This is a genomic window from Jhaorihella thermophila (assembly GCF_900108275.1).
Classification (GTDB): Bacteria; Pseudomonadota; Alphaproteobacteria; order Rhodobacterales; family Rhodobacteraceae; genus Jhaorihella; species Jhaorihella thermophila.
The window spans coordinates 103,223-128,623 of the sequence record NZ_FNVD01000005.1 but is presented as its reverse complement, the minus strand read 5'-3'; the positions used below and the strand labels follow the sequence as shown (position 1 = coordinate 128,623).

The 25,401-nt window shown below is 65.7% G+C and carries 32 protein-coding genes; 20 read left to right on the top strand and 12 right to left on the bottom strand.

The window, feature by feature from the left end; all coding sequences use genetic code 11:
• Positions 1 to 5: 5 nt before the first annotated feature.
• The 7 genes from rnpA to yihA all read left to right on the top strand — a co-directional run bounded on the left by rnpA (position 6) and on the right by yihA (position 6,710).
• On the top strand, positions 6 to 431 hold the full coding sequence (gene rnpA / locus C4S70_RS08020) for a ribonuclease P protein component (protein WP_104007594.1): 426 nt from the start codon (positions 6 to 8) through the stop codon (positions 429 to 431).
• A complete protein-coding gene (yidD, locus tag C4S70_RS08015; RefSeq protein WP_235003757.1) occupies positions 428 to 679 on the top strand; it encodes a membrane protein insertion efficiency factor YidD in 252 nt (83 codons plus the stop codon). The genes rnpA and yidD overlap by 4 nt, the downstream gene beginning before the upstream one ends.
• 152 nt (positions 680 to 831) lie before the next feature.
• On the top strand, positions 832 to 1,701 hold the full coding sequence (ttcA, locus tag C4S70_RS08010; protein WP_104007592.1) for a tRNA 2-thiocytidine(32) synthetase TtcA: 870 nt from the start codon (positions 832 to 834) through the stop codon (positions 1,699 to 1,701).
• A gap of 63 nt (positions 1,702 to 1,764) precedes the next feature.
• Positions 1,765 to 3,309: a putative bifunctional diguanylate cyclase/phosphodiesterase gene (locus tag C4S70_RS08005; RefSeq protein ID WP_104007591.1), complete on the top strand. Its 1,545-nt coding sequence runs from the start codon at positions 1,765 to 1,767 to the stop codon at positions 3,307 to 3,309.
• A 106-nt stretch (positions 3,310 to 3,415) separates the two neighbouring features.
• Positions 3,416 to 5,302, top strand: coding sequence for a membrane protein insertase YidC (yidC, locus tag C4S70_RS08000; RefSeq protein WP_104007590.1), 1,887 nt, complete (start codon positions 3,416 to 3,418; stop codon positions 5,300 to 5,302).
• Positions 5,299 to 6,060, top strand: coding sequence for an MOSC domain-containing protein (locus tag C4S70_RS07995; protein ID WP_104007589.1), 762 nt, complete (start codon positions 5,299 to 5,301; stop codon positions 6,058 to 6,060). The genes yidC and C4S70_RS07995 overlap by 4 nt, the downstream gene beginning before the upstream one ends.
• Positions 6,060 to 6,710 (top strand): ribosome biogenesis GTP-binding protein YihA/YsxC, encoded by a 651-nt coding sequence (gene yihA, locus C4S70_RS07990; RefSeq protein WP_104007588.1) that lies wholly within the window; start codon positions 6,060 to 6,062, stop codon positions 6,708 to 6,710. Before C4S70_RS07995 ends, yihA begins: the two co-directional genes overlap by 1 nt.
• Positions 6,711 to 6,713: 3 nt before the next feature.
• On the opposite strand, the gene C4S70_RS07985 is transcribed toward yihA, so the two are convergent.
• Genes C4S70_RS07985 through C4S70_RS07975 form a run of 3 tightly spaced genes read right to left on the bottom strand, consistent with a single transcriptional unit; the run spans position 6,714 to position 9,798 of the window.
• A complete protein-coding gene (locus C4S70_RS07985) occupies positions 6,714 to 7,886 on the bottom strand; it encodes a lytic murein transglycosylase (RefSeq protein ID WP_104007587.1) in 1,173 nt (390 codons plus the stop codon).
• Positions 7,887 to 7,918: 32 nt separating this feature from the next.
• A complete protein-coding gene (cbiB, locus tag C4S70_RS07980; RefSeq protein ID WP_104007586.1) occupies positions 7,919 to 8,839 on the bottom strand; it encodes an adenosylcobinamide-phosphate synthase CbiB in 921 nt (306 codons plus the stop codon).
• Positions 8,836 to 9,798 carry a threonine-phosphate decarboxylase gene (locus C4S70_RS07975; protein ID WP_104007585.1) on the bottom strand — a complete coding sequence of 321 codons (963 nt, stop codon included), beginning with the start codon at positions 9,796 to 9,798 and terminating at the stop codon, positions 8,836 to 8,838. Before C4S70_RS07975 ends, cbiB begins: the two co-directional genes overlap by 4 nt.
• Before the next feature lie 185 nt (positions 9,799 to 9,983).
• Here C4S70_RS07975 and C4S70_RS07970 point away from each other — a divergent pair, with 185 nt between their 5' ends.
• On the top strand, positions 9,984 to 10,346 hold the full coding sequence (locus tag C4S70_RS07970; RefSeq protein WP_104007584.1) for a response regulator transcription factor: 363 nt from the start codon (positions 9,984 to 9,986) through the stop codon (positions 10,344 to 10,346).
• Here C4S70_RS07970 and C4S70_RS07965 read toward each other — a convergent pair.
• Positions 10,328 to 11,317, bottom strand: coding sequence for a glutathione S-transferase family protein (locus C4S70_RS07965; RefSeq protein ID WP_104007583.1), 990 nt, complete (start codon positions 11,315 to 11,317; stop codon positions 10,328 to 10,330). The genes C4S70_RS07970 and C4S70_RS07965 overlap by 19 nt on opposite strands.
• Before the next feature lie 215 nt (positions 11,318 to 11,532).
• Here C4S70_RS07965 and C4S70_RS07960 point away from each other — a divergent pair, with 215 nt between their 5' ends.
• On the top strand, positions 11,533 to 11,886 hold the full coding sequence (locus C4S70_RS07960) for a hypothetical protein (protein ID WP_104007582.1): 354 nt from the start codon (positions 11,533 to 11,535) through the stop codon (positions 11,884 to 11,886).
• Positions 11,887 to 11,909: 23 nt separating this feature from the next.
• Here the strand turns inward: C4S70_RS07960 and C4S70_RS07955 are convergent, their stop codons facing one another.
• From C4S70_RS07955 to C4S70_RS07940, 4 genes are all read right to left on the bottom strand, one after another.
• On the bottom strand, positions 11,910 to 13,088 hold the full coding sequence (locus C4S70_RS07955; RefSeq protein ID WP_104007581.1) for a MalY/PatB family protein: 1,179 nt from the start codon (positions 13,086 to 13,088) through the stop codon (positions 11,910 to 11,912).
• 138 nt (positions 13,089 to 13,226) lie between these two features.
• Positions 13,227 to 13,463: a helix-turn-helix transcriptional regulator gene (locus C4S70_RS07950; RefSeq protein ID WP_104007580.1), complete on the bottom strand. Its 237-nt coding sequence runs from the start codon at positions 13,461 to 13,463 to the stop codon at positions 13,227 to 13,229.
• Complete coding sequence (locus tag C4S70_RS07945; RefSeq protein WP_104007579.1) at positions 13,460 to 14,086, bottom strand: hypothetical protein; 627 nt, start codon at positions 14,084 to 14,086, stop codon at positions 13,460 to 13,462. The genes C4S70_RS07950 and C4S70_RS07945 overlap by 4 nt, the downstream gene beginning before the upstream one ends.
• Complete coding sequence (locus tag C4S70_RS07940; RefSeq protein WP_104007578.1) at positions 14,083 to 14,667, bottom strand: hypothetical protein; 585 nt, start codon at positions 14,665 to 14,667, stop codon at positions 14,083 to 14,085. Before C4S70_RS07940 ends, C4S70_RS07945 begins: the two co-directional genes overlap by 4 nt.
• A 150-nt stretch (positions 14,668 to 14,817) precedes the next feature.
• On the opposite strand from C4S70_RS07940, the gene def (C4S70_RS07935) reads away from it, so the two are divergent.
• From def (C4S70_RS07935) to C4S70_RS07915, 5 genes are read left to right on the top strand one after another with little or no spacing between them, the layout of a single operon-like run.
• The gene (gene def / locus C4S70_RS07935) at positions 14,818 to 15,336 is read left to right on the top strand and encodes a peptide deformylase (protein WP_104007577.1); all 519 of its coding nucleotides are present in this window, start codon (positions 14,818 to 14,820) and stop codon (positions 15,334 to 15,336) included.
• Positions 15,333 to 15,830 carry a peptide deformylase gene (gene def / locus C4S70_RS07930; RefSeq protein WP_104007576.1) on the top strand — a complete coding sequence of 166 codons (498 nt, stop codon included), beginning with the start codon at positions 15,333 to 15,335 and terminating at the stop codon, positions 15,828 to 15,830. The genes def (C4S70_RS07935) and def (C4S70_RS07930) overlap by 4 nt, the downstream gene beginning before the upstream one ends.
• A gap of 8 nt (positions 15,831 to 15,838) precedes the next feature.
• Positions 15,839 to 16,744 (top strand): methionyl-tRNA formyltransferase, encoded by a 906-nt coding sequence (gene fmt / locus C4S70_RS07925; protein ID WP_104007575.1) that lies wholly within the window; start codon positions 15,839 to 15,841, stop codon positions 16,742 to 16,744.
• Between the two features lie 9 nt (positions 16,745 to 16,753).
• A complete protein-coding gene (locus tag C4S70_RS07920) occupies positions 16,754 to 16,990 on the top strand; it encodes a hypothetical protein (RefSeq protein WP_104007574.1) in 237 nt (78 codons plus the stop codon).
• A gap of 9 nt (positions 16,991 to 16,999) precedes the next feature.
• Positions 17,000 to 17,239: a GlsB/YeaQ/YmgE family stress response membrane protein gene (locus tag C4S70_RS07915; RefSeq protein WP_104007573.1), complete on the top strand. Its 240-nt coding sequence runs from the start codon at positions 17,000 to 17,002 to the stop codon at positions 17,237 to 17,239.
• Between the two features lie 108 nt (positions 17,240 to 17,347).
• Here C4S70_RS07915 and rnhA read toward each other — a convergent pair whose 3' ends face one another.
• The 4 genes from rnhA to C4S70_RS07895 form a co-directional block, all read right to left on the bottom strand.
• Positions 17,348 to 17,806: a ribonuclease HI gene (gene rnhA / locus C4S70_RS07910; RefSeq protein WP_104007572.1), complete on the bottom strand. Its 459-nt coding sequence runs from the start codon at positions 17,804 to 17,806 to the stop codon at positions 17,348 to 17,350.
• Positions 17,799 to 18,392 (bottom strand): class I SAM-dependent DNA methyltransferase, encoded by a 594-nt coding sequence (locus tag C4S70_RS07905; RefSeq protein ID WP_104007571.1) that lies wholly within the window; start codon positions 18,390 to 18,392, stop codon positions 17,799 to 17,801. The genes rnhA and C4S70_RS07905 overlap by 8 nt, the downstream gene beginning before the upstream one ends.
• An 11-nt stretch (positions 18,393 to 18,403) precedes the next feature.
• On the bottom strand, positions 18,404 to 19,354 hold the full coding sequence (gene ispH / locus C4S70_RS07900; RefSeq protein ID WP_104007570.1) for a 4-hydroxy-3-methylbut-2-enyl diphosphate reductase: 951 nt from the start codon (positions 19,352 to 19,354) through the stop codon (positions 18,404 to 18,406).
• Between the two features lie 136 nt (positions 19,355 to 19,490).
• Entirely contained in the window at positions 19,491 to 20,075 is a 585-nt protein-coding gene (locus C4S70_RS07895; RefSeq protein ID WP_104007569.1) for a LabA-like NYN domain-containing protein, read from the bottom strand.
• A 137-nt stretch (positions 20,076 to 20,212) separates the two neighbouring features.
• On the opposite strand from C4S70_RS07895, the gene folK reads away from it, so the two are divergent.
• The 6 genes from folK to acpS all read left to right on the top strand — a co-directional run bounded on the left by folK (position 20,213) and on the right by acpS (position 25,375).
• On the top strand, positions 20,213 to 20,782 hold the full coding sequence (gene folK, locus C4S70_RS07890; protein ID WP_104007568.1) for a 2-amino-4-hydroxy-6-hydroxymethyldihydropteridine diphosphokinase: 570 nt from the start codon (positions 20,213 to 20,215) through the stop codon (positions 20,780 to 20,782).
• A 94-nt stretch (positions 20,783 to 20,876) separates the two neighbouring features.
• On the top strand, positions 20,877 to 21,230 hold the full coding sequence (gene rpoZ, locus C4S70_RS07885; protein ID WP_104007567.1) for a DNA-directed RNA polymerase subunit omega: 354 nt from the start codon (positions 20,877 to 20,879) through the stop codon (positions 21,228 to 21,230).
• 28 nt (positions 21,231 to 21,258) lie between these two features.
• A complete protein-coding gene (locus C4S70_RS07880) occupies positions 21,259 to 23,391 on the top strand; it encodes a RelA/SpoT family protein (protein ID WP_104007566.1) in 2,133 nt (710 codons plus the stop codon).
• A gap of 39 nt (positions 23,392 to 23,430) precedes the next feature.
• Positions 23,431 to 24,087 (top strand): DUF2062 domain-containing protein, encoded by a 657-nt coding sequence (locus C4S70_RS07875; RefSeq protein ID WP_104007565.1) that lies wholly within the window; start codon positions 23,431 to 23,433, stop codon positions 24,085 to 24,087.
• A 33-nt stretch (positions 24,088 to 24,120) separates the two neighbouring features.
• On the top strand, positions 24,121 to 24,867 hold the full coding sequence (locus tag C4S70_RS07870; protein ID WP_104007564.1) for a pyridoxine 5'-phosphate synthase: 747 nt from the start codon (positions 24,121 to 24,123) through the stop codon (positions 24,865 to 24,867).
• Between the two features lie 61 nt (positions 24,868 to 24,928).
• On the top strand, positions 24,929 to 25,375 hold the full coding sequence (gene acpS / locus C4S70_RS07865) for a holo-ACP synthase (RefSeq protein WP_104007563.1): 447 nt from the start codon (positions 24,929 to 24,931) through the stop codon (positions 25,373 to 25,375).
• Positions 25,376 to 25,401 lie beyond the last annotated feature (26 nt).

Sequence of the window (25,401 nt, the reverse complement as noted above, 5' to 3'; positions counted from 1 at the left end):
CGGACATGACACCGCCGGAGCCCCCCCAGGATGGCGCAGCCAGCCCCGGGGAAACACCCCCGGCGGTGTCCGTTTGCGTGCGCCCTGCCCTGACAACCCTGCGCAAGCGCGCCGATTTCCTGGCCGCCGCCCGCGCGTGCAAGCAGGCGACTTCGACGATGATCGTGCAGGCCCGCCGCCGCCCACCGGGACAGGCCGAGGGGATAAGGGTCGGGTTCACCTGTTCCAAGAAGGTCGGAAACGCCGTGACCCGCAACCGCGCCCGCCGCCGGCTGCGCGAGGCGGCGCGGCAGATCCTGCCACGGCTGGGCCGCGACGGATGGGACTATGTCCTTGTGGGTCGGCGCAATGCTACGGTCGATGCGCCGTTTGAAACGCTGTTGCGCGATCTTACATATGCGCTGAAAAAGCTGCACGCAGAGCGCCATTGACCTTCTTCGCCCATATCCTTGCCCTGCCCGTCCGGTTCTACCGGCTTGTGTTTTCGCCTTGGGTCGGCTTCAACTGCCGCTATCAGCCGACCTGCTCGGCCTATGCGCTCGAGGCGCTGAAAAAGCACGGGGCTGTCAAGGGCAGCTGGCTGGCCATGCGGCGGATCGGGCGTTGTCACCCCTTGGGCAGTTCCGGTTACGACCCGGTTCCCGACTCCGAAGAAGGCGACACCGGTCCGCGGGTTTGATCGGACGTGCTTTCGCCCTTTCGCTGAATACGCGACTCGGAATGCGAGTCGAAGTGCGCACCCGTCCGAAGGCCGAAGAAGGGGCGGAGGCCGACCGCTGCAGAACCCGCGCGGCCCTTGCCCGACGCGACCAAAGGCTTTAAGGCCGCGCCATGTTCGACAACGAAGACGACATCCACCCGCTGCTGGCCGGTGCGCCGGCGACCACGGCGTTCAAGAAGCTGCGCAAGCGGATCGTGCGGCAGGTGCGCGAGGCGCTCGACCAATACGGCATGGTCCGGCGCGGCGATCGGTGGCTGGTCTGTCTGTCGGGCGGCAAGGACAGCTACACCCTGCTGGCCGTGCTCTACGAACTCAAATGGCGCGGACTGCTGCCGGTGGATCTGCTGGCCTGCAACCTCGACCAGGGCCAGCCGGGCTTTCCCTCGACGGTGCTGCCCGAATTTCTGGAACGCATGCAGGTGCCGCACCGGATCGAGTATCAGGATACCTATTCGGTGGTGAAGGCCAAGGTGCCGCAGGGGCGGACCTATTGCGCACTGTGTTCCCGTCTGCGCCGGGGGAACCTCTACCGAATCGCGCGGGAAGAGGGGTGTTCGGCCGTGGTGCTGGGCCATCACCGCGACGACATTCTGGAAACCTTCTTCATGAACCTGTTCCACGGCGGGAGGCTGGCCACCATGCCGCCCAAACTGGTCAACGAAGAAGGCGACCTGTTCGTGCTGCGCCCGCTGGCCCATGTGGCCGAGGAAGACTGCGAGAAATTCGCGCGCGGAATGAACTATCCGATCATTCCCTGCGACCTCTGCGGCAGTCAGGACGGGCTGCAGCGCCAGCAGGTCAAGCAGATTCTCGACGGTTGGGAACGCAACAGCCCCGGCCGCCGGCAGGTGATGTTCCGCGCCCTGATGAATGCGCGCCCTTCGCATCTGCTGGACCCGAAATTGTGGGATTTCACGGGGCTTGAACTGGGCCGGCCGAACGGCCACGCCGAAGAGGACGATATTCCGGTCCTGCGTTAACGCTCCGGTCAGACGCGCGTCCTATGGTCCCCACAAAGGCAATCCAGCCGGGGGAACCAAACGATGCAGACAAAAACCGGACAGGTCAGTCGCGCCGTTGCCGCGCTCGCAGCCATTTTGGCCGGCCCGCCGGCACTGGCCTTTGCCCCGGCGATCTCGCTCGGCGCCTTCTGGATCGGCGGCGAAGGGGCACTGATGCTGGCCGCCCTTGGCCTGCCCGCCCTGTTGATCGTGGTTCAGGCGGTCGGCAATGCGGGGAACCCGGATCGCGCTCCCGTTGACGCGGTCACCGGCCTGCTGCGGGCAGACGGGTTCCGCGCCGCGGTCAGCGACGTGCACGCCAACAGTCCGAACGGGGGGCTGCGTTCCTGCATCTTTCTGCTGGAACTCGCCGATCTGGCCGACCTGAAACACATCCACGGTCAGGCGGCGGCGGACAGGGTGGCGCAGACCTGCGGCGAACGGCTACTGTCGGCGCTGCGCGATGACGACTGCGTGGCCCGACTTGACGAAAACCTGTTCGGCGTGTGCCTGGCGCCGGTCCGGCTGTTCGACCTGGAATCGGCGATCAAGCTGGCCGGGCGCATGCAATCCGCGCTGGAAGAGCCCGTCGCCGTGGACGGGATGAACCTGTATGTTTCCTGTTCGGTCGGATTCTGCCTGCGCAACCGGGCGCCCGGAGAGGCGGCCGAAGACTGGATGCAAGCCGCCGAGGACGCGCTGGGCGAGGCGCGACAGAACGGCCCGTCGGCGATCCGCGCCCATTCGACGAAACTGAAACGCCGCGCACGCGCGAACGGCCCCTTGCGGAACGAAGTTGCCGCGGCGCTCGAACGGGGCGAAATCCGGCCCTGGTTTCAGCCACAGATCTCGACCGAAACGGGCAAGGTTTCGGGTTTCGAGGTTCTGGCACGCTGGGTGCATCCCGAAAGAGGCGTTGTCGCACCCGACATGTTCCTGCCGGCGATGTCCGAGGCGGGGCTGATGACACGGCTGAGCCAGACGATGATTTTTGGCGCGCTCACGGCGCTCCGAGCCTGGGACAATGCCGGCGTGCAGGTGCCGCGGATCGGCGTGAATTTCTCGACCGACGAGCTGCGCGATCCCGATCTGGTCGAAAGGGTCCGCTGGGAACTGGACAGATTCGAACTGATGCCCGACCGCCTGACAATCGAGATTCTGGAAACGGTCGTTGCCGATGATCCCGACGATACGGTGCTGCACAACCTCACCAAGCTGAGTGCAATGGGGTGCGGCATCGATCTTGATGATTTCGGCACGGGGCAGGCCTCGATCTCGGCGATCAGGCGATTTTCGGTGTCGCGGATCAAAATTGACCGCTCATTTGTCACCAGGGCCGACAGCGACCCCGATCAGCAGAAAATGGTGGGCGCGATTTTGGGTCTGGCCGAGCGGCTCGACCTGGATACGCTGGCCGAAGGGGTCGAAACGGTGGGCGAACATGCGCTACTGGCGCAGCTTGGCTGTGGGCATGTGCAGGGCCATGGAATCGGCCGCCCCATGCCCTTCGAGGAAACGCTGGACTGGATGGCGCGCCATGACGCCAAACTGGGGCGGCTGCCGTCGATCGGGCGCGAGACCGGCTGAACACGGCTCACAAAGGCTGGCTGCTGCCCGGATTCCGCTTGACCTTTGGGGCTGCACTCTGTTGAACCCGGCCTTGTCATCCAAGGCTTGAAGGTAGCTGTCCCCGATGGACGATCAGAACAAGAACCTCATTCTTGCAACCGCGCTCAGTTTCCTGGTGATCCTCGTCTGGTTCCTGCTGTTCCCACCGGAAGAGCCGCAACCGGTTGCGGGCGACCAGCCGACTGCCGCCCGGACCCAATCGGACGAGGCAGTCGTGGGGACCGCCCGGACCCAATCGGACGAGGCAGTCGTGGGGACCGCCCCGGCCACATCGGACTCCGCCGCGCCGGCAGCGTCGGGCGCAACGAGCGAACCCAGCGCGGCGGACAGCGCGCTGGCCCGGGCACCGCGGGTGGAGATCGACACGCCCAGCCTCAAGGGCAGCATATCCTTGCTGGGCGGCCGCGTGGACGAGCTGTTCCTGAAGGACTACCGCGTCACGGTCGAGCCGGAGTCCGACATCGTGCAGCTTCTCGCGCCAAGCAACCAGGCCGAGACCTTTTATGCAGTCTACGGCTGGGCCCCAGGTCAGGGACTCGGCATGGACGAGGTTCCCGGCGCCACCACCGAATGGCGGCTGGAAACCGGCGACCGGCTGACGCCTGACACGCCGGTGACGCTGGTATGGGACAATGGCAACGGCCTGACCTTCCGTCGCCAGATCGCGGTTGATGACAAGTTCATGTTCACGGTGAAACAGATGGTCGAAAACCGGACGGGCAAGACCGTGAGCCTTGCGCCCTACGGGATCCTGGCGCGGCACGGCACCGGCGATTACGGCGAGCCTGCGGATATCAAGAATTTTTTCATCCTGCATGAAGGTCTGGTGGCGATGACCGATGGCAAGCTGACCGAAAACAGCTACTCGGACATGCGCGACTATGGCTTCGACGACCAATGGGGCGGTCCGACCGAGATCCTTCAGGTGCAGGAAAGCGGCTGGATCGGGTTTACCGACCATTACTGGATGGCCACGCTGATCCCGGCCGCGGGCACCCCCTTCAAGGCGGTTGGCAAATTCGACCCGCGTGGCCAGATCTACCAGACCACCGCGATGATGCCGACACAGACGCTGGCGGATGGCGGCACGGCGTCGGTCACCACCCAGCTGTTTTCGGGCGCGAAGGAATGGGCGACCATCCGCGAATACGAAAAAGCCGGGGTCGCGGGCTTCATCGACAGCATCGACTGGGGCTGGTTCTTCTTCCTGACCAAGCCGATCTTCTGGCTGCTGCATCAGCTGAACGTGATGATCGGGAACATGGGCTGGGCGATCATCGGACTGACCGTCATCATCAAGGCGATCGTGCTGCCGCTGGCGTTCAAGTCCTATGTCTCAATGGCCAAGATGAAAGAGCTTCAGCCCCGCATGGAAGAACTCAAGAAAGCCGCCGGCGACGACCGCCAGAAGTTCCAGCAGGAGATGATGGAGCTCTACAAGAAGGAAAAGGTGAACCCCGCCGCGGGTTGTCTCCCGATCCTGCTGCAGATCCCGATCTTCTTTTCCCTTTACAAGGTGATCTTCGTCACCATCGAGCTGCGCCACGCGCCGTGGTTCGGCCCGTTCCGCGACCTCTCTGCGCCGGATCCGACCTCGATCATCAACCTGTTCGGCCTGCTGCCATTTGAAGGCCCCGAACCGGGATCTCTGATGGCCCTGATCTTTGTCGGTATCCTGCCGCTCTTGCTCGGCATCTCGATGTGGCTGCAGCAAAAGCTGAACCCGGCACCGACCGACCCCACGCAGCAGATGATTTTTGCCTGGATGCCCTGGGTGTTCATGTTCATGCTGGGTGGCTTTGCAAGCGGGCTGGTGCTGTACTGGATCACCAACAACGTGATCACCTTCATCCAGCAATACAGCATCATGACGATTCACGGCCATCGTCCGGACCTGTTCGGCAATATCCGCAACAGCTTTAACCGCAAGGCGAAGGCCGAGAAGAAATGACCGCCCGCGTCGCGGAGATCTGGCGCCACCCCATCAAGTCGCACGGGCGCGAGCGGATCGACACCGTGAAGCTCGCGCCCGGCCAGGCGATCCCGTGGGACAGGCGCTGGGCCGTGGCGCATGAACGGTCCTGCTTTGACCCCGACAACCCGCGCTGGCAGCCCTGCACCGAGTTTTCGCGCGGAGCCAAGTCGCCGCGCCTGCAGGCGATCCAGGCACGGGTCGATCCCCTGCGGGGCAGCCTGACGCTCAGCCATCCGGACCGGCCGGAGATCACCATAGACCCGGAGGACGAAGGCGACGCGAACCGGTTCATCCAGTGGGTGATGCCGATCTCGAATGGCAACCGCATGCTGCCTGCCCGGCTGGTGCGCGCCGGCGACACGCCCATGACCGACACCGATTTTCCGTCGATCTCGATCATCAATCTTGCCTCGCACCGCGCGGTGGAGGCACGGCTGGGCCAGGCGCTGTCGCCGCTGCGCTGGCGCGGCAACCTGCTGATCGAGGGGCTGGAGCCATGGGCCGAAGAGAAATGGGTCTGGAAGACCGTTCGCTTCGGCGAGGTCGAGATGGAGATCATCGAACCCATCGCCCGTTGCATGGCCACCACCGCCAACCCCGAAACCGGAGAACGCGACGCCGACACGCTGAAGGCGCTGCGCGACGGCTGGGGGCACCAAAATTGCGGCGTCTATGCCAAGGTAACCAGGGGCGGCGTTCTGCGCGAAGGCGACCCGGTCGAGGTGATCGGCTGATGCAGATGGACTTTCCGCTTGCTGAAGAACCGGATGCTGCGGCAGCCGAGGCGGGGCGCAAGCTGTTCACCGGGCCTGTCGATTTTCTGAAGGGCGTCGTCGCCATGTCCGGCCTGCCCCCGGCCGACCGGATCGAGGTCTGCTTTGCCGGGCGGTCGAACGTGGGCAAATCGACGCTCATCAACGCGCTCACGGGGCGCAAGTCGCTGGCGCGGGCCTCGAACACGCCGGGGCGCACGCAGGAAATCAATTACTTCACGCTGGGGGACAGCCACTATCTGGTGGACCTGCCGGGCTATGGCTATGCCAACGCCCCGGTGAAGGTGGTCGAGAAATGGCAGCGCCTGCTGAAACAGTATCTCAGCGGCCGTCCCACGCTGCGCCGTGCCTTTGTCCTGATCGACGCCCGCCACGGCATCAAGAAGGTGGACGAGGACATCCTGACGCTGCTCGACTCCAGCGCGGTCACGTTCCAGTGCGTTCTGACCAAGGCCGACAAGGTCAAGGCCAAGGACCGCGACAGGGTACTGGCGCAGGTGCGCGGCGCGCTGGCGAAGCACCCCGCCGCCTTCCCCGAGATCGTTCTCACTTCGTCCGAAAAGGGCACCGGCATCGCGACTTTGCGCGCGATCATCGCCGGTCTGGAATAACCGTCACAGCCGATCCAGCAACTCGGGCGTCGGCCAGGCATCCGCCGGAAGGCCCAGCCGTTTCTGCTCGGCCTGAACGGCGGCGCGGGTGCGGGCGCCGAGGATGCCGTCGATTTGGCCCACGTCATGGCCTCGCGCGGCCAGCTTGCGCTGCAACGCCTTCATCTGCGGCCCGGTGAGCCCCGGCGCGGGCTTGCCCACATCATAGACCGGTGCGCCTTCCAGCCGCGTGGCGAAATAGGCCGCCGTGAGGACGTAGGTAAAGCTCTGGTTCCATTCAAAGAACACGCGGAAATTGGGATAGGCCAGAAAGGCCGGCCCCTTGTGGCCCTGCGGCAGAATCAGCGCGGCCGGCAGATCGGTGCGCGCGAATGAGCCCGATCTGGGACTGACGCCGATGGCCGCCCATTCGGAGGGGCTGCGCGGGTGGTCTAGCCCGGTCAGGGACCAGTCCATCCGCTCCGGCACGCGGACCTCCTGCAGCCACGGCTCTCCGGGCCGCCAGCCCAGCGCCGACAGCATCCTTGCCCCCGACATCAGCGCATCCGGCGCCGAGGTCTTGAGCCGCACATGCCCGTCCCCGTCGCCGTCCACGCCGTTTTCCAGGATGTCGCGCGGTAGCATCTGAACCATGCCGATCTCGCCCGCCCAGGCCCCCGTCGTCCGCGCGGGGTCGAAGTCGCCCTGTTCATACAGCTTCAGCGCGGCAAAGATCTGTGGCCGGAACAGTTCTGGCCGGCGGCAGTCATGGGCCAGCGTGACCAGCGCGTTCAATGTGTTGAAGTTGCCCTGAAAGCCCCCATAGTCGGTCTCGAAGGCCCAGAAGGCCAGCAGAACTCCGCGCGAGACGCCGTATTCCGCTTCGATCCGGTCAAAGACGGAATCGTATTTCCGGGCCAGCGCACGGCCCTTGTCCAGCCGGCCTTTCGAGATCAGCCGCCGGGAAAATTCGATGAACGGTTTCTGGAACACGCCCTGCGCCCGATCGGCCCTCAGCACCTTGGGATCCTGGCGGACCGTGCGGAAGAAGGCATCGACGGTCGCCCGGTCGTGCCCCGCTTCGATGGCTTCGGCCTTGAGCTCGGCGACAAAGGTCGGAAACGCCCCGCCGCAGGGGGCCGCAAGGCCGGGCGAGGCAAGGGTGACGGCCACGAGAGGCCAGAGAAATCGTTGCATGAATTTGTCCGTCGAAATCAGGAATGCCGCGCTCAGGGTAGATGCTGGATCAGCCCCAGCGCAATGGCGAAGACGAGGAAAACCGCCCAGACCCGCCAGAGCACCGCAACCGCGGCTTCGATCTCCGCGGGACCGATGTCGCGGCGGGCATCCTGGTTGACCCAGGCCAGATCGCGCATCCGCCCGTCATAGCTGCGCGGCCCGGCCAGCGCCACGCCCAGCGCGCGGGCCATTGCGGCCTCGGGCCAGCCGGCGTTGGGGGATCGGTGCCGTCTTGCGTCGCGAACGATCGCCGGCCAGTCGCGCAGGCCCGCATGCAGTGCCGCGATCAGCAGCCCGGTCAGCCGCGCCGGGATCAGGTTCAGCAGATCGTCCGCCCGCGCCGCCGCCCAGCCGAAGTCGCGGTAGCGGTCGTTGCGATAACCGATCATGCTGTCGGCGGTGTTGACCACCTTGTAGAGCAGCAGCCCCGGCAGCCCCAGCGGCAGGAACCAGAAAGCCGGCGCGATCACCCCGTCCGACAGGTTTTCGGCCGCGCTCTCGATCGCCGCGCGGGCGATGCGTGGCGGGTCCATGTGGCGGCAATCCCGGCTGACGATACGCGCGACGGCTGTGCGGCCCTCTTCGACCGACCGGCGCAGAGCGGTCGCCACGTCCCGGACATGCTCCACCAGGGACCGCTGCGCCAGAAGGACGGCGGCGGCAAGAACCTCGGCGATCGGGCCGGCCCACGACACGACCTGTCCGACAAGCACCGCTCCGGCGGCCAGGGCGACCAGCGCGGCCGCGCCTTTCAGCCGTTTTGCCGCCCCCCGGTTCAGGTGCCGGTCCAGCCAGCCGACCGCGCGCCCCATCAGCACCGCCGGATGCGGCAGGCGCGACCACAGCCAGTCGGGCTCGCCCAGCGCGGCATCCAGCAGCATCGAGGCGGCCAGCAGCAACCCGTTGCTCACAGCGCGGCCTCAAGCTGATCCCAGCGGTCGGCGGGCGGCAGGCCGAGGCGCAGGAACGTGGTGGAATAGGGAAAGATGCGGCTCCAGACCCGACCACGGGCCAGCCGGTCCTGCCATGCGGCGGCGGCATCGACGCGATAGAGCCGGAACAGCGTGGTGCCTCCGGCCACCGAGGCGCCGCGGGCCGTCATGATCGCGTCCAGCCGCGCGCTGTCGCGGACCAGCCGGGCACGGGTTGCCGCCGCCCAGTCCGCATCACGCAGGGCGGCCGCTCCGATTCGCAGCGCCGGCCCCGATACGGGCCAGGGCCCCAGCAGCGCGCCAAGTCGGGCAATGGTGGCCGGCCGGGCGATGGCAAAGCCAAGGCGCAGCCCAGCCAGCCCCCAGAATTTGCCGAAACTCTTCAGAACGATCCGGCCGGGGCGCTCGGCCAGATGGACAAGGCTTTGATCGGGCGCGACATCGCAAAAGCTTTCGTCGATCACGACCAGCGGCGCGTCGGCGTCGGCCGCCGACCATAGCCGGCCGTCGGGGTTGTTGGGATGCACCAGAACGCAGGCTTCGGCCGGGCCGCGATCCGCTACCGTCCAGCCATGCGCGGCAAAGGCGGCCGCGTGTTCGTTGTAGGTGGGGCGTTCGATTCGCACTGTTGCCGGCCGCATCAGCGCCGGAATCCGCGCGATCAGGGCCGAGGCGCCCGGTGCGGGCAGGATCGCGGCGCCGTCGGGCACCGACCAGAAGGCTCGGGCGGCCGAGATGATCGCATCCTGCGCCGCGTGATCGGGCAGCGCGGTCCAATCCTGCGGCTCCAGCGAGGGAATCGGATAGTGTTCGGGGTTGATGCCTGTGGACAGATCCACCCAGTCGGCGCGCGCGCCCCCGAACCGGTTGATGGCGGCATCAAGCCCGCCACCGTGATCGCGGGAATCGAGCGGCTGAATGCTCGGCTGCGCTGTCATTCGGACCGCCCCCCCGGATGGATGCTTTCGCCCGGTTCAAGCGGATTTTCGCCAAATTCACAAGAGCGGCCGCAAAACGGATCGACCTTCGGGATTCGTTAAACCTTTGTTAAGGGAATGGGTGGACATCTGAGAAAAGCGGGGAGAGATGTCGGGCCCCTGTCCGGGGTCGGTCTGTTGGTCAGATGAAGGTTCTGATTGTCGAAAGTAAGCCTGACTTGGGCAGGCTCTGGGCGCGCCACCTGGAGCGGCAGGGTGCCGAGGTGACCCTGGTGCACGATCAGGAAACGGCCATTCTTGCGCTGTATGGCTCGGCCTACGACATCATCGTTCTGGATCTCGTTCTGGAACAGGGCAGCGCTTTGGCCGTGGCCGATTTCGCCAGCTATCGCCGCCCCGAGGCACGGGTGATCTTCGTCACCAACACCAGCTTTTTCTCGGACGGGTCGATCTTTGCTCACAGCGCCAATGCCTGCGCCTATGTGCCCAGCGGCACGCCGCCCGAAGACCTGGCCGCGATGGTCGAACACTACGCCGCGCCGCGCTGACCCCGCCCGTGCGGCTGCCAGTAGTCCAGCCTTGGCCCGATCGGCACGATCCGGTGCGGATTGATGCTGTCGTGGCTGTAATAATAGTGCCGCGTGATGTGATCCATCCGCACCGTGCCGGCCACGCCCGGCCACTGATACAACTCGCGCGTGTAGGCCCACAGATTCGGATAATCGACGATCCGCGCGCGGTTGCACTTGAAATGGGTGTGATAGACCGGATCGAAACGGATCAGCGTGGTGAACAGCCTCCAGTCTGCCTCGGTAATTCGGTCGCCCATCAGGTAGCGGTTGCGTGACAGGTGACCCTCCAGCCAGTCCAGCGTATCGAAGAGCGGCCCGACCGCCGCGTCATAGGCCGCCTGCGTCGTGGAAAATCCGCATTTGTAGACGCCATTGTTCACGGTGTCGTAGATCCGTTCGTTCACCTCTTCGATCGCGTCCCGCAGCGGTTCGGGCCAGTAGTCATCGGAATTTCCGGTGATGTGGTCGAAGGCCGAGTTGAACATTCGGATGATCTCGGCGCTTTCGTTGGACACGATGGTTTCGCGCTGCGTGTCCCACAGGACCGGCACCGTGACCCGGCCGGTGTAATCCGGGTCGGCATGGGTGTAGAGCTGATGCAGGAAACGGTGGCCGTAAAGCGGATCGCCGGTCGCGCCGTCGAAATCATCAGACAGGCTCCAGCCGTCCGACAGCATGTCGGGATGCACCACCGAGACCGGGATATGCGCCTCCAACCCCTTGAGAACGCGAAAGATCAGCGTCCGGTGCGCCCAGGGGCAGGCGTAGCTGACATACAGGTGATAGCGGCCCGATTCGGCCTTGAACCCGGCCTCGCCCGTGGGCCCGGCGCTGCCGTCCGGGGTGATCCAGTTGCGAAACTGCGACGCCGAACGGCGGAACGCGCCGCCGGTGGATTTCGTGTCATACCAGGTGTCGTGCCAGACACCGTCGATCAGTTGTCCCATGCTGCGGCCCTTTCGTTTCCGCCCTGAATCTAGGTGGCAACAACGCGGCGCGCCATCCTTGCCGACGCGCAGGCGCCATGCGTCACTGCACAGGCGCGGAACGGTTCCGGGCTGGCCGGATGGCAACACGGGCAGATGTCATGGAATCTTCACTTGATTTTTGCCGTGGCCGTTGCAGGCTGGATCCGCTGCCAGATTTCAGGGATGCCGGGGTCATGTCGACATATCTGCCGAAGGATGTTCACGAGGGGCTGGAGGCCGCGCGGCTGGCCGGTCTGAAAAAGACCAGCCGCCTGCGGGTGCTGGCGGGAGATCGCTTCTATCCGGTCCTGCGCAAATGGCGCGACCGCTTCAGCGTCGAGGCAGAAACCACCCCGCATCTGCGCGGGCTCGTGAATCTCTACGAAGGCGACCGGCACCTGTGCGAGTGCCTGATCGTCGCCTCCGGCAAGGACGGCGGCGAGATGCTCTATGAGTTCAAGCGCGCAACCGCGGCCGCGGACAAGCCGCCGCTGGATTTCTACCGTGACCCGGAAGCCCCGATCGCGCTTTTGGGGCGGACGAAGTAGGCCCGAACAGCGATATCTCAGCCCTACTGAAGATCGGCGAAGGCCGCGCGCAGCCGGTCGCAGGCTTCCTGCACGCGCGCCCTCTGGGTGCCGAAATTGAACCGCAGGAAGTTTTCGCCGCCGGCGCCGAAGGTCGGGCCGTGATTCGCGGCGATTTTTGCCTCCTGCTCGACGCGGCGGGTGAACTCTTCGCGCTCCATGCCGGTTCCGGAGAAGTCCACCCAGGCGAGAAAGGTCGATTCCAGCGGCATCGAGGTCAGGCCGGGGATCTCGGCGATCGCCGCGTCGAACAGCTGGCGGTTGCCGTCGAGATAGGCGACCAGAGCGTCCACCCATTCCGCGCCTTCGGGCGAATAGGCGGCCGTGGCCACGAACTGGCCGACCGAGTTGGGCGCGAGGCTGAGCGCCGACATGCGCGCGGCAAAGCGGGCGCGCAAAGCGTCGTCGGGGACGATCACGTTGCCGGTATGCAGGCCCGCGACATTGAAGGTCTTGGAAGGGGCGGTCAGCATGATCAGCCGGTCCTGAACCGACGGATCGGCCACCGGCATCGGGACATGGGTGTGGCCGGGGTAAACCAGATCGTGATGGATTTCGTCCGAGATCACCAAAAGATCGTGCCGGCGCGCGAAATCGGCCAAGCCGCGCAGTTCTTCAACGGTCCAGACCCGGCCGCCGGGGTTGTGCGGCGAACACAGGATCACCATGCGCTCGGTCCCGTCCAGCATCGTGTCCCAGCGGTCGAAATCCATGACGTATTTCCCGTTCTCGACCGGCATCGGGCATTCGACCACACGCCGTCCGGCGGCACGGATGACGCGGGCAAAGGCGTGATAGACCGGGGTCATCAGCACGATGCCGTCGCCCGGTTCGGTGAAAGCATCAAGGCACATGCCGACACCGTTGACGAGCCCCGTGGTGGTGAAGATCCAATCGGGTTCGACCTTCCAGCCGTGGCGGGTCTGCATCCACCAGCCGATTGCCGCGGTGTATTCGGGGTTCAGGTCGGTATATCCGAAGACCCCGTGCCGGGTGAGTTCGCGCAACTTGTCGAGCACGACCGGCGGGGCGCGGAAATCGGTGTCGGCCACCCACATCGGCAGCCCATCCGCCGCGGGCACGCCGAAGATGCGTTCCATCGAATCCCACTTGTTGCTGTGCGTGCCCCGACGGTCGATGATCTCGTCAAAGTCGAAATTCATTTGTCTCTCCTGCGAAGTCGCGGGGCAGGCTAGCCGGATCGGGGACGGGTGCAAGGGGGAAGGCGCGCGCCTTTGCCGCCGTCGCATGTGGCGGGCGCGGGATTTGGGTATTTGGAACCAGAAAGAAGCAGGATGTCGTCAGGAACCGCGACGGGCGCGGGCTGGATCGTCGGGGGGGAGAGAAAAGATGTCCTCGACCCGGCATCCCAGAACCGCGGCGATTCGCAGGGCGAGAACCGTGGAAGGCACGAAGACGCCGTTTTCGATCGTGTTGATGGTCTTGCGTGACGCGCCGATCCGGTCGGCGAGTTCCGCCTGGGTCAGGCCCGCCGCAAGGCGCAGGGGTTTGAGGCGGTTGTTCAGCGCACGGATCATGCGCGCGCTTCCAGCCGCCACAGCAGGCCCGAGTAGGTGGTCCACATGAACCCCGCCATTGCATAAAGAAGCACCGGCGCGGGGGGAAAGGCCGCACTGTAGGTCGCAATCGCCGCGCCGGCGAGGCCGGCAATCATGGCCGCGCGCAGGGTCAGCGCCTGCGCCTGCTGTTGCACCGCACGGAACCGTTCGTCCCCGCAGGGCAGAAACAGGCCCGAGGCGGTGGTCGGGAACAGCGTTCCCAGCCCGATTATGGTGGCGATCATCGCCGGGTTCACCCAGATCGTGCCACCGGGCCGGGCAAGTGCGGGCACAAGATCCTCTTGGATGGCGACCAGGACCGTGATGCCCAAGCTGGTCGCCGCGGCGAAAAAGAAGGTCAACCGCAATCGCGCAACCGAAGGGGTCTCGTCCAGTCGGGCGGCGTTTCTGCGCCGGTTGGGCCAGCCCAGAGCATTGGTCTGCGCCCAGATCGCCGCGCCCGCGAAGATCCCCCAGAGCGGCCCGGCGGGGCCTCCGGTCAGGCCCGCGGGCCACATGTGCAGCGCGCGCAGCGCGGGTTCGGCCAGCACCGCGCCTGCGCAAAGCAGAATGGCCAGCGCGATCCAGCGTCCAGTGGTCATCGTGACTTCCGCGCCTCCCGACTATCGCGCCATTCCAGGAAGGCCTGTCCCAGCAGCCCGGTTTCCACCGCCACGAAAGCCACCGAAAACCCGACTGCGGCGCCAGACAGGTTAAGGATGTCTTCAAGATCGAGAAAACCCAGAATCAGCCCGGTCTCGAGCGCGGCCAGCAACGCCCACCGTTCGGCGCGATCCCGATTGGCGCGGGCGTGTTCGTCGAATAACCTCGGTCTGGTGCGCATGTGCAATGCCAGGGCGCGCTGGCGCGCTGCGGCCCACAGGCCCAGCCCGGCTCCTGCCGCGACTGCCAGCCAACCGAAGATGAACCGCGGATCGTCTTGCAGCCGCCACAGGCCAAATGCCATCAACGCAGCGCCCAGTGCGAGCTGCAGATAGTGCCAATGAGCCCGGTCCGGGTTGGGCGGGGATGCCGGGGCCATGGCCGGTGGAAACAGGCGGTGTTCCGCCAGGCTGACAAGGATGACGGCGGCGACCACGCTGGCCCCGGTGATCCATCCGGCGCGATATCCGGCCGCCTCCAGCCCCGCGATCAGAACACCGGCGAGAGCACCGGCGGCCACGATCGCAACTACTGGTCTGAGCATTCTCGGTCTTTCCCGATCGGCATGAAAATGTAACGTGTAGGTTACATTGCCCAAAAGCGTGTGTAACGTCAAGGTTACGTACCGCCGTGGTTGCGGAAAAGCCCGATTGCCCTTACATGGCAGGGCATGAAGCGGAACATTCTCATTCACCCCGACCCCCGGCTCAAGAAGGTGTGCGCGCCGGTCTCCGACCTTTCGGACGAATTGCGCGCTTTGGCCGATGACATGCTGGAAACCATGTATGACGCGCCCGGCATCGGCCTGGCCGCGCCGCAGGTCGGCGTGCTGGACCGGCTGATCGTGCTGGACTGTGTGAAGGAGGAAGGCGAGTCCCCTCGACCGCTGGTGATGTTCAACCCCGAGATCATCGCCGCTTCGGACGAAACCAGCGTGTATGAAGAGGGCTGCCTGTCGATCCCCGAACAGTTCGCCGAGATCACCCGCCCCGCCGAGGTCGAGGTCGAGTGGATGGACCGGAACGGGCACGCGCGGCGCGAGGTGTTCACCGGGCTCTGGGCGACCTGCGTTCAGCACGAGATCGACCACCTGAACGGCAAGCTGTTCATCGACTATCTCAAGCCGCTCAAGCGCCAGATGATCACTCGCAAGATGCAGAAGCTGAAACGCGAGCGGGCCCGCGCGTGACCGTTCGCCCGACCCTGCGCTGGCCCGACAGACGGCTGCGGATCCCTGCCGCGCCGGTCGAGGCGATCACCGATGAAATCCGCGCGATCTGGGATGACATGATCGACACGATGGAGGCGATGCCAGGCGTGGGCCTGGCCGCGCCGCAGATCGGTGTGATGCTGCGGCTGGCTGTGGTGGACGGTTCCACAGAACGCGGCCGCGCGGTGCGGCTGGCCAATCCCGAGATCCTGCATGCCAGCGTCGAGCTGCGCGAACACGAAGAGGCCAGCCCCAACCTGCCCGGCGTCTCGGCGGTGATCCGTCGGCCGCGGGCGGTGACGGTGCGATATATGAATGAAGCCGGCGAAATGGTGGAACGCGATTTCGTCGGGATCGAGGCCACCAGCGTGCAGCACCAGATCGACCACCTGCAGGGGCGGATGTATTTCGACCGGCTGAGCAAGGTCAAACGCGACATGCTGTTGCGCAAGGCGAAAAAGATCAACGGCTGAGGCAGATCATGCGGATCGTTTTCATGGGAACGCCAGACTTTTCCGTGCCGGTGCTGGATGCACTGGTCGAGGCCGGGCATGACATCGCCGCCGTATATTGCCAGCCGCCGCGTCCGGCAGGACGGGGCAAAAAGGAACGCCCCTCGCCCGTCCACGCCCGGGCGCAGGCGCTGGGACTGCAGGTCCGGCACCCGGTGTCGCTCAAGTCGCCCGAGGAACAGGCGGCCTTTGCCGCGCTGGACGCAGACGTCGCCGTGGTGGTGGCTTACGGGCTGATCCTGCCGCAAGCCGTCCTTGACGCGCCACGGCGCGGCTGCCTCAACATCCACGCCAGCCTGTTGCCCCGCTGGCGCGGCGCCGCACCGATCCACCGGGCGATCATGGCCGGCGATCGGGAAACCGGCGTCTGCATCATGCAGATGGAGGCGGGGCTGGACACCGGCCCGGTTCTGATCTGTCGCTCCACGCCCATCGGCACCGAGGAAACCACGGGCGAGCTGCACGACCGCCTGTCGCAGATGGGCGCCGCGCTGATCGTCGAGGCGCTGGAGCGGCTGGACGAACTTGAACCCACGCCCCAGCCCGAGCACGGCGTGACCTACGCCGACAAGATCGAAAAGGCCGAGGCGCGGATCGACTGGACCCGGCCCGCGGAAGAGGTGGACCGGCTGATCCGGGGCCTTTCCCCCTTTCCCGGCGCCTGGGCGGAAATTGATGGACAGCGGGTCAAGTTTCTCGGCTCGCGGGTCGAACCGGGCAACGGCGCGCCGGGTGAGGTGCTGGACGACCGCCTGCTGATCGCCTGTGGCACCGGCGCGGTGCGGATCACCCGCTTGCAACGGGCGGGCAAGGCGGCGCAGGATGCGGACATCTTCCTGCGCGGCTGGCCGATCGCCCGGGGCACGCGGCTATAGGAGGCAAGGATGATCCTCACGCTCATGGGCTCGGTGGTCATCGCGGCGATCGTCGGCTACCTGTCCGAACGCAGCGGCTTCACCCGAAACGGCTATCTGCCGTCAATCATCATCTGCGTGGGCGGTGCCTTCCTGTTCTACTTCGTCCGCATCATGTTCGGTGTCAGCTTCGGCTCGCCGGGCATGGATGCGATCATCTCCTCGGTCGGAGCGCTGGTCATCGTGCCGACCCACTGGAAGCGATAGGAGCAACTCATGGGCATCGTGGCGCTGATCATCATCGGGGCGGCAGCCGGGTTCCTTGCGACCCGCCTCATGGGGGTCGAGACCGACATCCCCACCACCATGTTCATCGGAATCGTCGGCGCGCTGGTCGGCGGGCTGATCCTGCGCGCGCTGCTGGCAATGATGGGGGCACTCTCGGGGTTCGTCGGCGCGGTTCTCGGCGCGATGCTGCTGATCTGGCTGTGGCAAAAATACGGCCCGACGCCCTAGATCGCGGGCCGCTTTGTCGCTTCTTCATCTTGCCCGAAATACTCCGGGGGAGCGCGAGGGGGCAGCGCCCCCTCGCCTCGGTCGGATCGGCACAGCCGATCCGAAACCTCATCCGCCCCGCTTGAACGGCTTCATGCCTTCCCGCGCCAGCTCGTCTGCGCGCTCGTTCTCCGGATGCCCGGCATGGCCCTTGACCCACTGCCAATGCACCTTGTGCCGGGCCTGCGCCGCATCCAGCCGCTGCCACAGCTCGGCATTCTTAACCGGCTTCTTCGCCGAGGTCTTCCAGCCGTTCTTCTTCCACCCGTGCAGCCAGGACGTGATACCGTTCTTCACATAGGCGCTGTCGGTGACGACGGTGATCTCGGCAGGCCGCTCCAGAGCTTCCAGCGCATTGATCGCCGCCAAAAGCTCCATCCGGTTGTTGGTCGTCTCCGGCTCGCCCCCCTTCAGCTCGCGCTCCTTCACCACCCGGCCGCCGTCCTTCGCCTGCAACAGGACGCCCCAGCCACCGGGGCCGGGATTGCCGGAACAGGCGCCGTCGGTATAGGCAAACAGCTCAGGCACGCGCGGTCACCGCAATCCAGTCCGACACCGACCCGTCAAGGCCGGTCCCCGATCCGAACCGCTTGCCCAGAACGGCAAACCCGGCCTCGGCCAGCAGACGGTCCAGCTCGGCCTCGGAATAATAGGCGTAGAACCGCCCCAGCCGGTCGCGCGACTCGCCCTGCCCCAGCTTGACCGCCAGATGGAAGACGCCGCCCGGCCGCAGCGCCCGATGGATCGCGGCAAGATGCCGGGGCATCTCCGACCGTGGCGCGTGCAGCAGCGAAAAATTCGCCCATACCCCATCATGAATCGCCTCCTGGCCGAGCTCGTCAAAGGTGGCCCGCCATGCCGTCACGCCCTCGTGGGCGCCGGCCCGCGCCACCATCTCGGCCGAGGCATCGATCGCATCCACCCGCAGACCCGCCCGCGCCATCGCAGCCGCCGAAGCGCCGGGGCCGCAGCCCAGGTCCAGAACCCGCGCACCCTTTGGGCAAGCCGCGATGAAGGCCGCCAGCAGCGGATCCGCCGCGTTGTGCCCGTCGGTCAGATCCGCATAGCGATCAGCCTGCCGATCATAAAGACGGATGGTGTCGGGATCGCTCATGGCGCAAGCCTTCAAGCCGGTTCGCGCAGGATACGGGGCACCTTGAACTCGACGTTCTCGGCGGCGGTTTCCACCGTCTCCACGGTCACGCCGAACCGCGCCCGAAAGGCGTCGATCACCTCCTCCACCAGCACTTCGGGCGCAGAGGCCCCGGCGGTGATGCCGACCGACCGAACATCGGCCAGCGCCGCCCAGTCGATCTCCGCCGCGCGCTGCACCAGCTGGGCATAGGCGCACCCGGCCCGCGCGCCGACCTCCACCAGACGGCGGGAATTGGACGAATTCGGCGCCCCCACGACCAGCAGCGCATCCACCGTGGGCGCGATCACGCGGACGGCCTCCTGCCGGTTGGTGGTGGCGTAACAGATGTCTTCCTTGTGCGGGCCGACAATGTCGGGAAACCGCGCCTTCAGCGCGGCGATGATGTCGGCCGCGTCATCGACGCTCAGCGTGGTCTGCGTGACATAGGCCAGTCGATGCGGATCGCGCACCTGCAGCCGCCCCACGTCCCGGGGCGTCTCGACCAGCAGCACCTCGCCGGGCGGAAGCTGACCCATCGTGCCGACGGTCTCGGGGTGGCCGTCATGACCGATCATCACGATCTGCAACCCGTTCGCGTGGTGCCGCTCGGCCTCGATATGCACCTTGCTGACCAGCGGGCAGGTCGCGTCCACATAGATCATGTTGCGCCGCTCGGCCTCGGCCGGCACCACCTTCGGCACCCCGTGCGCGGAAAAGATCACCGGCCGGTCGTCGGGACATTCGTCCAGTTCCTCGACGAACACCGCCCCCTTCGCCCGCAGGCTGTCCACGACAAAGCGATTGTGCACGATCTCGTGGCGGACATAGACCGGCGCGCCCCATTTCTCGATCGCCATCTCGACGATGCGGATGGCGCGATCGACGCCGGCACAGAATCCGCGCGGCGCGGCAAGACGGATGGTCAGGGGCGGTTTGGTCATGGCGCGTGTCTCCTGACGCCATCAGGTAAGCCGTCGCGCCGCGATGGTCCAGAGCGAAGACCGAAAAACACGCGGCGGCCCCCGCAGGCAAGCCGGGACCGCCGTGGATCACCCCGAACGGATGAATTGAACCGCCTTATTTCCCCCCGGCCGACGCGGCCTGGCGAACCTCCGCCTGTGCCTCCCGCATCTCGCGCGGCGGGCGGCCTATGACCTCGCGCAGATCCTCCAGGTCGATGAAATTGTCGGCCTGGCGACGCAGCTCGTCCGAAATCATCGGCGGCTGGCTGCGGATGGTCGAGACGACCGACACGCGCACACCCTTGCGCTGAAGCGCGGCAACCAGCGGCTTGAAGTCGCCATCGCCCGAAAACAGCACGATATGATCGACCCGCGGCGCAAGCTCCATGGCATCGACGGTCAGTTCGATGTCCATGTTCCCCTTGACCTTGCGGCGGCCCATGCTGTCCGTGTATTCTCTGGCCGGTTTGGTCACCATGGTGAAGCCGTTGTAGTGAAGCCAGTCTACCAGCGGCCGAATCGGAGAATATTCGTCATTCTCCAGCAGCGCCGTGTAGTAGAAGGCGCGCAGCAGCTTTCCCCTGCGCATGAATTCGTGGCGCAGCAGCTTGTAATCAATGTCGAATCCCAACGCCTTGGCTGCGGCGTAGAGATTTGATCCATCGATGAACAGCGCCAGCCGTTCGTCCTTGTAAAACATAAATCTGCCCTTCCGGTAACGGGCATTTCTCCGTGGTGGTCCGTGAGTGAGTGAGAAAAAGTGGAGAAATGCTGGTTCATTAAATAGGCCAATTCGCATATCTCGCAAGAGAAATGCGTTTCCTAGCGGGGCCCATAATGAACAAAACCGGCTCACACAGCGTGATCGCGCTGGGCGGCAACCTTCCTCTGGACGGTCGGACGCCGCAGCAGACGCTAATTAGCGCCATCGGTGAAATGGCTGATTCGGGCCTGGCCGTCAAGGCGGTCAGCCGGTTTTATGCGACGCCCTGCTTTCCGCCGGGCGCGGGGCCTGATTACGTCAACGCCGCGGCGCTGGTTTCGGGGCCGTCAGACCCGGCGGCGCTGTTGCGGATCCTGCATGGGATCGAGGCGCGCTTCGGCCGCGAAAGGCGCCAGCGATGGGGCATGCGTACGCTGGACCTGGACCTGGTGTTCAGGGGCGACGTCGTTCTGCCGGACCGCGAAACCCAGACCGCATGGCGCGACCTGCCTGCCGAGGAACAGGTGCGCCGGACGCCGGACCGACTGATCCTGCCGCATCCACGCCTGCAGGACCGGGCCTTCGTGCTGGTCCCGGTGCGCGACGTGGCGCCGGATTGGCGGCACCCTTTGCTGGGCCGCACGGTGGCCGAGCTGTGCGCCGCGCTGCCGGAACGGGAAATCGCCGGCGTAGTCCCCCTCTAGCTACCGGAAATCGGTGAATTCCCGCTTGTCAAGGGGGAGATTCGCGACTACATACCCACCTTCTGGACGAAGTTTCACTTTTGGAGAGTCTCCCATGGCCCGCGTGACGGTTGAAGATTGCGTTGACAAGGTTCCGAACCGGTTCGAGCTGGTGATGCTGGCGGCTCATCGCGCCCGCGAGATCTCGGCCGGGGCGCCGATCACCGTGGACCGCGACAACGACAAGAACCCGGTCGTCGCCCTGCGCGAGATCGCCGAGGAAACCCAGTCCGTGGACGACCTGCGCGAGCGCCTGATCGAAAGCCAGCAGACCCAGATCGAGGTGGACGAGCCGGAAGAGGATCAGATGGCGCTGCTGATGGGGGCCGAAAACGACAAGCCGGCCGAAAACGACATGGACGAAGAGATGCTGCTGCGCCAGTTGATGGAGGCCCAGGGACAGGGCTGAAGGCGCGGGGCCAGGGGGTGCGGGCCGGATGATTGCTGTTGACGACCTGATTGCGCTGGTCCGCAACTACAACCCCAGGACAGACGAGGCAAAGATCCGGGCGGCCTATGAATTCGGCCGCTCGATGCACGAAGGCCAGTTCCGCCACTCGGGCGAGCCATATTTTTCCCATCCCGTTGCCGTAGCCGCGATCCTGACCGAACAGCGGCTGGATGACGCGACGATCATCACCGCGCTGCTGCACGACACGATCGAGGACACCAAGGCCAGCTACGGCCAGATCGCCGAGCTGTTCGGCGACGAGGTGGCGATGCTGGTCGATGGGGTCACCAAGCTGACCAACCTGCAGCTGTCGTCGCGCGAAACCAAGCAGGCCGAGAACTTCCGCAAGCTGTTCATGGCCATGTCCAAGGATCTGCGCGTGATTCTCGTCAAGCTGGCCGACCGGCTGCACAACATGCGCACGATCAAGGCCATGAAGCCGGAAAAGCAGGCCCAGAAGGCGCGCGAGACGATGGACATCTACGCCCCGCTGGCCGGACGCATGGGGATGCAGTGGATGCGCGAAGAGCTGGAGGATCTCAGCTTTCGCGTGCTCAACCCCGAGGCGCGCAACTCGATCATGCGCCGCTTCATCACGCTGCAGCGCGAAGCCGGCGACGTGATTCACCGCATCACCAGCGACATGCGCGCCGAGATGGAACGGGCCGAGATCGAGGCCGAGGTGTTCGGCCGCGCGAAAAAACCCTATTCGATCTGGCGCAAGATGCAGGAAAAGAACCAGGGCTTTTCGCGGCTCTCGGACATCTACGGATTCCGCGTCATCACCGACAGCGAAGAGGACTGCTATCGCGCGCTGGGCGCCATTCACCGCCGCTGGCGCGCGGTGCCGGGGCGGTTCAAGGATTACATCAGCCAGCCCAAGTCGAACGGGTATCGGTCGATCCATACCACCGTTTCGGGCCGCGACGGAAAACGGGTCGAGGTGCAGATCCGCACCCGCCAGATGCATGACGTGGCCGAAACCGGCGTGGCGGCACACTGGTCCTACCGGGACGGCGTGCGGGCCGAGAACCCCTTTGCCGTCGATCCCGCCAAGTGGCTGGCCAGCCTGACCGAGCGCTTCAACGCCGAAGAGGATCACGAGGATTTCCTGGAGGCGGTGAAGCTGGAGATGTATGCCGACCAGGTGTTCTGCTTCACGCCCAAGGGCGACGTGGTGAAACTGCCGCGCGGTGGCACCCCGATCGACTTTGCCTATGCGATTCACACCCGCATCGGGCATGCCTGCGTGGGCGCCAAGGTGGACGGCATCCGGGTGCCGCTGTGGACGCGGCTCAAGAACGGCCAGTCGGTCGAGATCATCACCGCCGAGGGCCAGACCCCGCAGGCCACCTGGCTGGAAATCGCCACCACCGGGCGCGCCCGCACCGCAATCCGCCGTGCTCTGCGCGAAGTGGACCGGGAACGCTTCATCCGGCTGGGGCGGGAACTGGCGCGCTCGGCTTTCGAACACATCGGCCGCAAGGCCACCGACAAGGCGCTGGATACGGCGGCAAAGCACCTGCGCCTGAAGGATCGGGACGAATTGCTGGCGCGGCTGGGCAGCGCGGAACTGACCGCGCATGACGTGGTGCAGGCGGTCTATCCCGACCTGGCCCGCGACGAGGCCGAGCCGATCTCGCCGCGTCGCGCGGTGGTGGGTCTGCAACCGGGCCAGTCGTTCGAGCGCGCGCCCTGCTGCCAGCCGCTTCCGGGCGAGCGCATCGTCGGCATCACCCAGCGCGGCAAGGGCGTGATCGTGCACGCGATGGATTGCGACCTGCTGAGCCAGTTCGAGGAGCAGCCCGAACGCTGGGTCGATCTGCACTGGCACGGCGGCACGCACCCGGCGGCCTACGAGGTGACGCTGGACATGACGATCGGCAACGATGCCGGCGTGCTGGGGCGGATTTGCACCTTGATCGGCGAACGCAAGGCCAATATCAGCGACCTGAGGTTCATAGATCGCAAACCCGATTACTACAGGCTTCTGATCGACGTGGAGCTTCGCGATATCGAGCAGCTGCATTCTCTGATGCTGACACTGGAGGCCGACAGCGACGTGGCCGCGATCGAGCGCCACCGCGAAACGCTTCGGCAGGGGATGGCGGCGAACTGATGATGCTGGTGAAAAGGTAGGGACGGAAGGACGAATTCCTTGGTTTTCAAGCGCCGAGACCCGCGTCCCCCCCTGCGCGCTCTTGCGGAGTTCATCTATCCCCGCGGCGGCTGGACCCGCGCCTTTCACTACATCCGCCACCGGATCCGCCGTCTGCCGGACACGCCGGAACGGATCGCGCGCGGCATCTGGATCGGGGTATTCACGTCCTTCACCCCGTTCTACGGGCTGCATTTCGTGATCGCCTTCATCCTGGCGCGGCTGATGCGGGCCAATGTCATCGCCGCGCTTATGGGCACGCTTTTCGGCAACCCGTTGACCTATGTTCCGATCGGAGTTGTAGCGCTGCAGACGGGGCATTTCCTGCTGGGCAGCGAATACAGCGAGGCGGAGTCGCGGTCCTTTCTGGAACTGTTGTCGGATGCCACGGCGGATCTCAAGAACAACCTTCTGGCCCTGATCACGGGGCACGAGGCCGACTGGCACGGGCTGATCCAGTTCTATGACGACGTGTTCTTTCCCTACATGGTCGGCGGTCTGATCCCCGGCGTGATCGCCGCGACCGTCTGCTATGTGCTGACCCTGCCGGTGATTCGCGCCTACCAAATCAGCCGCCGCAACCGGATCAAGGCCAAGTTCGAGGCGATCAAAAAAAAGGCCGAAGTTCAGGCTGACGCCGCAGGTGCGCCGGACTAAGGTCGCGATACCAGAAACAAGGGGAATCGCAGCATGACCGACAGAACCCTTCGGCTCGGCGTGAACATCGACCATGTGGCCACCGTCCGCAATGCGCGCGGCAGCAGCTACCCGGATCCGCTGCGCGCGGCCAAGCTGGCCGAAGCGGCCGGCGCCGACGGCATCACCGCGCATCTGCGCGAGGACCGCCGGCACATCTCGGACGCCGATATCGACGGGCTGATGGAGGTGCTCGAGGTGCCGCTGAACCTCGAGATGGCGGCCACCGCCGAAATGCAGGCGATCGCCCTGCGCCACTGCCCGCACGCGGTCTGCATCGTGCCCGAAAAGCGCGAGGAACGCACCACCGAAGGCGGGCTGGACGTGGCCGGGGACGAATCCCGGCTGGCCGATTTCATCGCCCCGCTGCGCGAGGCCGGCTGCCGCGTGTCGATGTTCGTCGCCGCCGATCCCGCGCAGATCGAAGCCTCGGCCCGGATCGGCGCGGCGGTGGTGGAACTGCACACCGGCGCCTTTTGCGATTTCCACTACGAGGGCCGCACCGCCGCCCGCGACGAAGAACTCGGCCGCCTGCGCGAGATGGCGGCGCTCGCGCATGATCTGGGGCTCGAGGTGCACGCCGGCCACGGTCTGACCTACGAGACGGTGCAACCGGTCGCGGCCCTGCCGCAGCTGCGCGAGCTGAACATCGGTCATTTCCTGATCGGCGAGGCGATCTTTCGCGGCCTCAAGGACGCGATCGCCGAGATGCGCCGCCTGATGGACGAGGCGCGGGCGTGATGAAGATCGACCACGTCTGTCGGCGTCATCCCGGAAGCGCACTGGCGAACGGGTGCGCGGCATGATCCTCGGCATCGGCACCGACCTGGCAAACATCGACCGGATCCAGCGCACGCTGGACCGGTTCGGCGACCGTTTCCGCAACCGCGTCTTTACCGAGACCGAACAGCGCAAGGCCGAACGCCGCCGCGACACCGCCGGCACCTATGCCAAGCGCTGGGCGGCCAAGGAGGCCTGCTCCAAGGCGCTGGGGACGGGTTTGCGCATGGGCATCGCCTGGAAGGACATGGCCGTGTCGAACCTGAATACGGGCCAGCCCGTCATGCATGTCACCGGCTGGGCCGCCGAACGTCTGCGCGAGATGACGCCGCCGGGATACGAAGCGATCATTCACGTCACGCTGACCGATGATCACCCCTGGGCGCAGGCCTTCGTGGTAATCGAGGCGCGGCCGATGGCCGATGACGACCTCGCCACCTTGACTTACCCCACGCACCCCCGCATGTAGCGGCGATGGCATCAGGCAAGGGCACG

What these genes read in the sequence shown, in the direction of transcription:
- rnpA (WP_104007594.1), top strand. Translation starts at nt 6, where the DNA reads ATGACACCGCCGGAGCCCCCCCAGGATGGCGCAGCCAGCCCCGGGGAA.
- ttcA (WP_104007592.1), top strand. Translation starts at nt 832, where the DNA reads ATGTTCGACAACGAAGACGACATCCACCCGCTGCTGGCCGGTGCGCCG.
- C4S70_RS08005 (WP_104007591.1), top strand. Translation starts at nt 1,765, where the DNA reads ATGCAGACAAAAACCGGACAGGTCAGTCGCGCCGTTGCCGCGCTCGCA.
- yidC (WP_104007590.1), top strand. Translation starts at nt 3,416, where the DNA reads ATGGACGATCAGAACAAGAACCTCATTCTTGCAACCGCGCTCAGTTTC.
- C4S70_RS07995 (WP_104007589.1), top strand. Translation starts at nt 5,299, where the DNA reads ATGACCGCCCGCGTCGCGGAGATCTGGCGCCACCCCATCAAGTCGCAC.
- yihA (WP_104007588.1), top strand. Translation starts at nt 6,060, where the DNA reads ATGCAGATGGACTTTCCGCTTGCTGAAGAACCGGATGCTGCGGCAGCC.
- C4S70_RS07985 (WP_104007587.1), bottom strand. Translation starts at nt 7,886, where the DNA reads ATGCAACGATTTCTCTGGCCTCTCGTGGCCGTCACCCTTGCCTCGCCC.
- C4S70_RS07975 (WP_104007585.1), bottom strand. Translation starts at nt 9,798, where the DNA reads ATGACAGCGCAGCCGAGCATTCAGCCGCTCGATTCCCGCGATCACGGT.
- C4S70_RS07970 (WP_104007584.1), top strand. Translation starts at nt 9,984, where the DNA reads ATGAAGGTTCTGATTGTCGAAAGTAAGCCTGACTTGGGCAGGCTCTGG.
- C4S70_RS07965 (WP_104007583.1), bottom strand. Translation starts at nt 11,317, where the DNA reads ATGGGACAACTGATCGACGGTGTCTGGCACGACACCTGGTATGACACG.
- C4S70_RS07960 (WP_104007582.1), top strand. Translation starts at nt 11,533, where the DNA reads ATGTCGACATATCTGCCGAAGGATGTTCACGAGGGGCTGGAGGCCGCG.
- C4S70_RS07955 (WP_104007581.1), bottom strand. Translation starts at nt 13,088, where the DNA reads ATGAATTTCGACTTTGACGAGATCATCGACCGTCGGGGCACGCACAGC.
- C4S70_RS07950 (WP_104007580.1), bottom strand. Translation starts at nt 13,463, where the DNA reads ATGATCCGTGCGCTGAACAACCGCCTCAAACCCCTGCGCCTTGCGGCG.
- C4S70_RS07945 (WP_104007579.1), bottom strand. Translation starts at nt 14,086, where the DNA reads ATGACCACTGGACGCTGGATCGCGCTGGCCATTCTGCTTTGCGCAGGC.
- def (WP_104007577.1), top strand. Translation starts at nt 14,818, where the DNA reads ATGAAGCGGAACATTCTCATTCACCCCGACCCCCGGCTCAAGAAGGTG.
- fmt (WP_104007575.1), top strand. Translation starts at nt 15,839, where the DNA reads ATGCGGATCGTTTTCATGGGAACGCCAGACTTTTCCGTGCCGGTGCTG.
- C4S70_RS07920 (WP_104007574.1), top strand. Translation starts at nt 16,754, where the DNA reads ATGATCCTCACGCTCATGGGCTCGGTGGTCATCGCGGCGATCGTCGGC.
- C4S70_RS07915 (WP_104007573.1), top strand. Translation starts at nt 17,000, where the DNA reads ATGGGCATCGTGGCGCTGATCATCATCGGGGCGGCAGCCGGGTTCCTT.
- C4S70_RS07905 (WP_104007571.1), bottom strand. Translation starts at nt 18,392, where the DNA reads ATGAGCGATCCCGACACCATCCGTCTTTATGATCGGCAGGCTGATCGC.
- ispH (WP_104007570.1), bottom strand. Translation starts at nt 19,354, where the DNA reads ATGACCAAACCGCCCCTGACCATCCGTCTTGCCGCGCCGCGCGGATTC.
- C4S70_RS07895 (WP_104007569.1), bottom strand. Translation starts at nt 20,075, where the DNA reads ATGTTTTACAAGGACGAACGGCTGGCGCTGTTCATCGATGGATCAAAT.
- folK (WP_104007568.1), top strand. Translation starts at nt 20,213, where the DNA reads ATGAACAAAACCGGCTCACACAGCGTGATCGCGCTGGGCGGCAACCTT.
- rpoZ (WP_104007567.1), top strand. Translation starts at nt 20,877, where the DNA reads ATGGCCCGCGTGACGGTTGAAGATTGCGTTGACAAGGTTCCGAACCGG.
- C4S70_RS07880 (WP_104007566.1), top strand. Translation starts at nt 21,259, where the DNA reads ATGATTGCTGTTGACGACCTGATTGCGCTGGTCCGCAACTACAACCCC.
- C4S70_RS07870 (WP_104007564.1), top strand. Translation starts at nt 24,121, where the DNA reads ATGACCGACAGAACCCTTCGGCTCGGCGTGAACATCGACCATGTGGCC.
- acpS (WP_104007563.1), top strand. Translation starts at nt 24,929, where the DNA reads ATGATCCTCGGCATCGGCACCGACCTGGCAAACATCGACCGGATCCAG.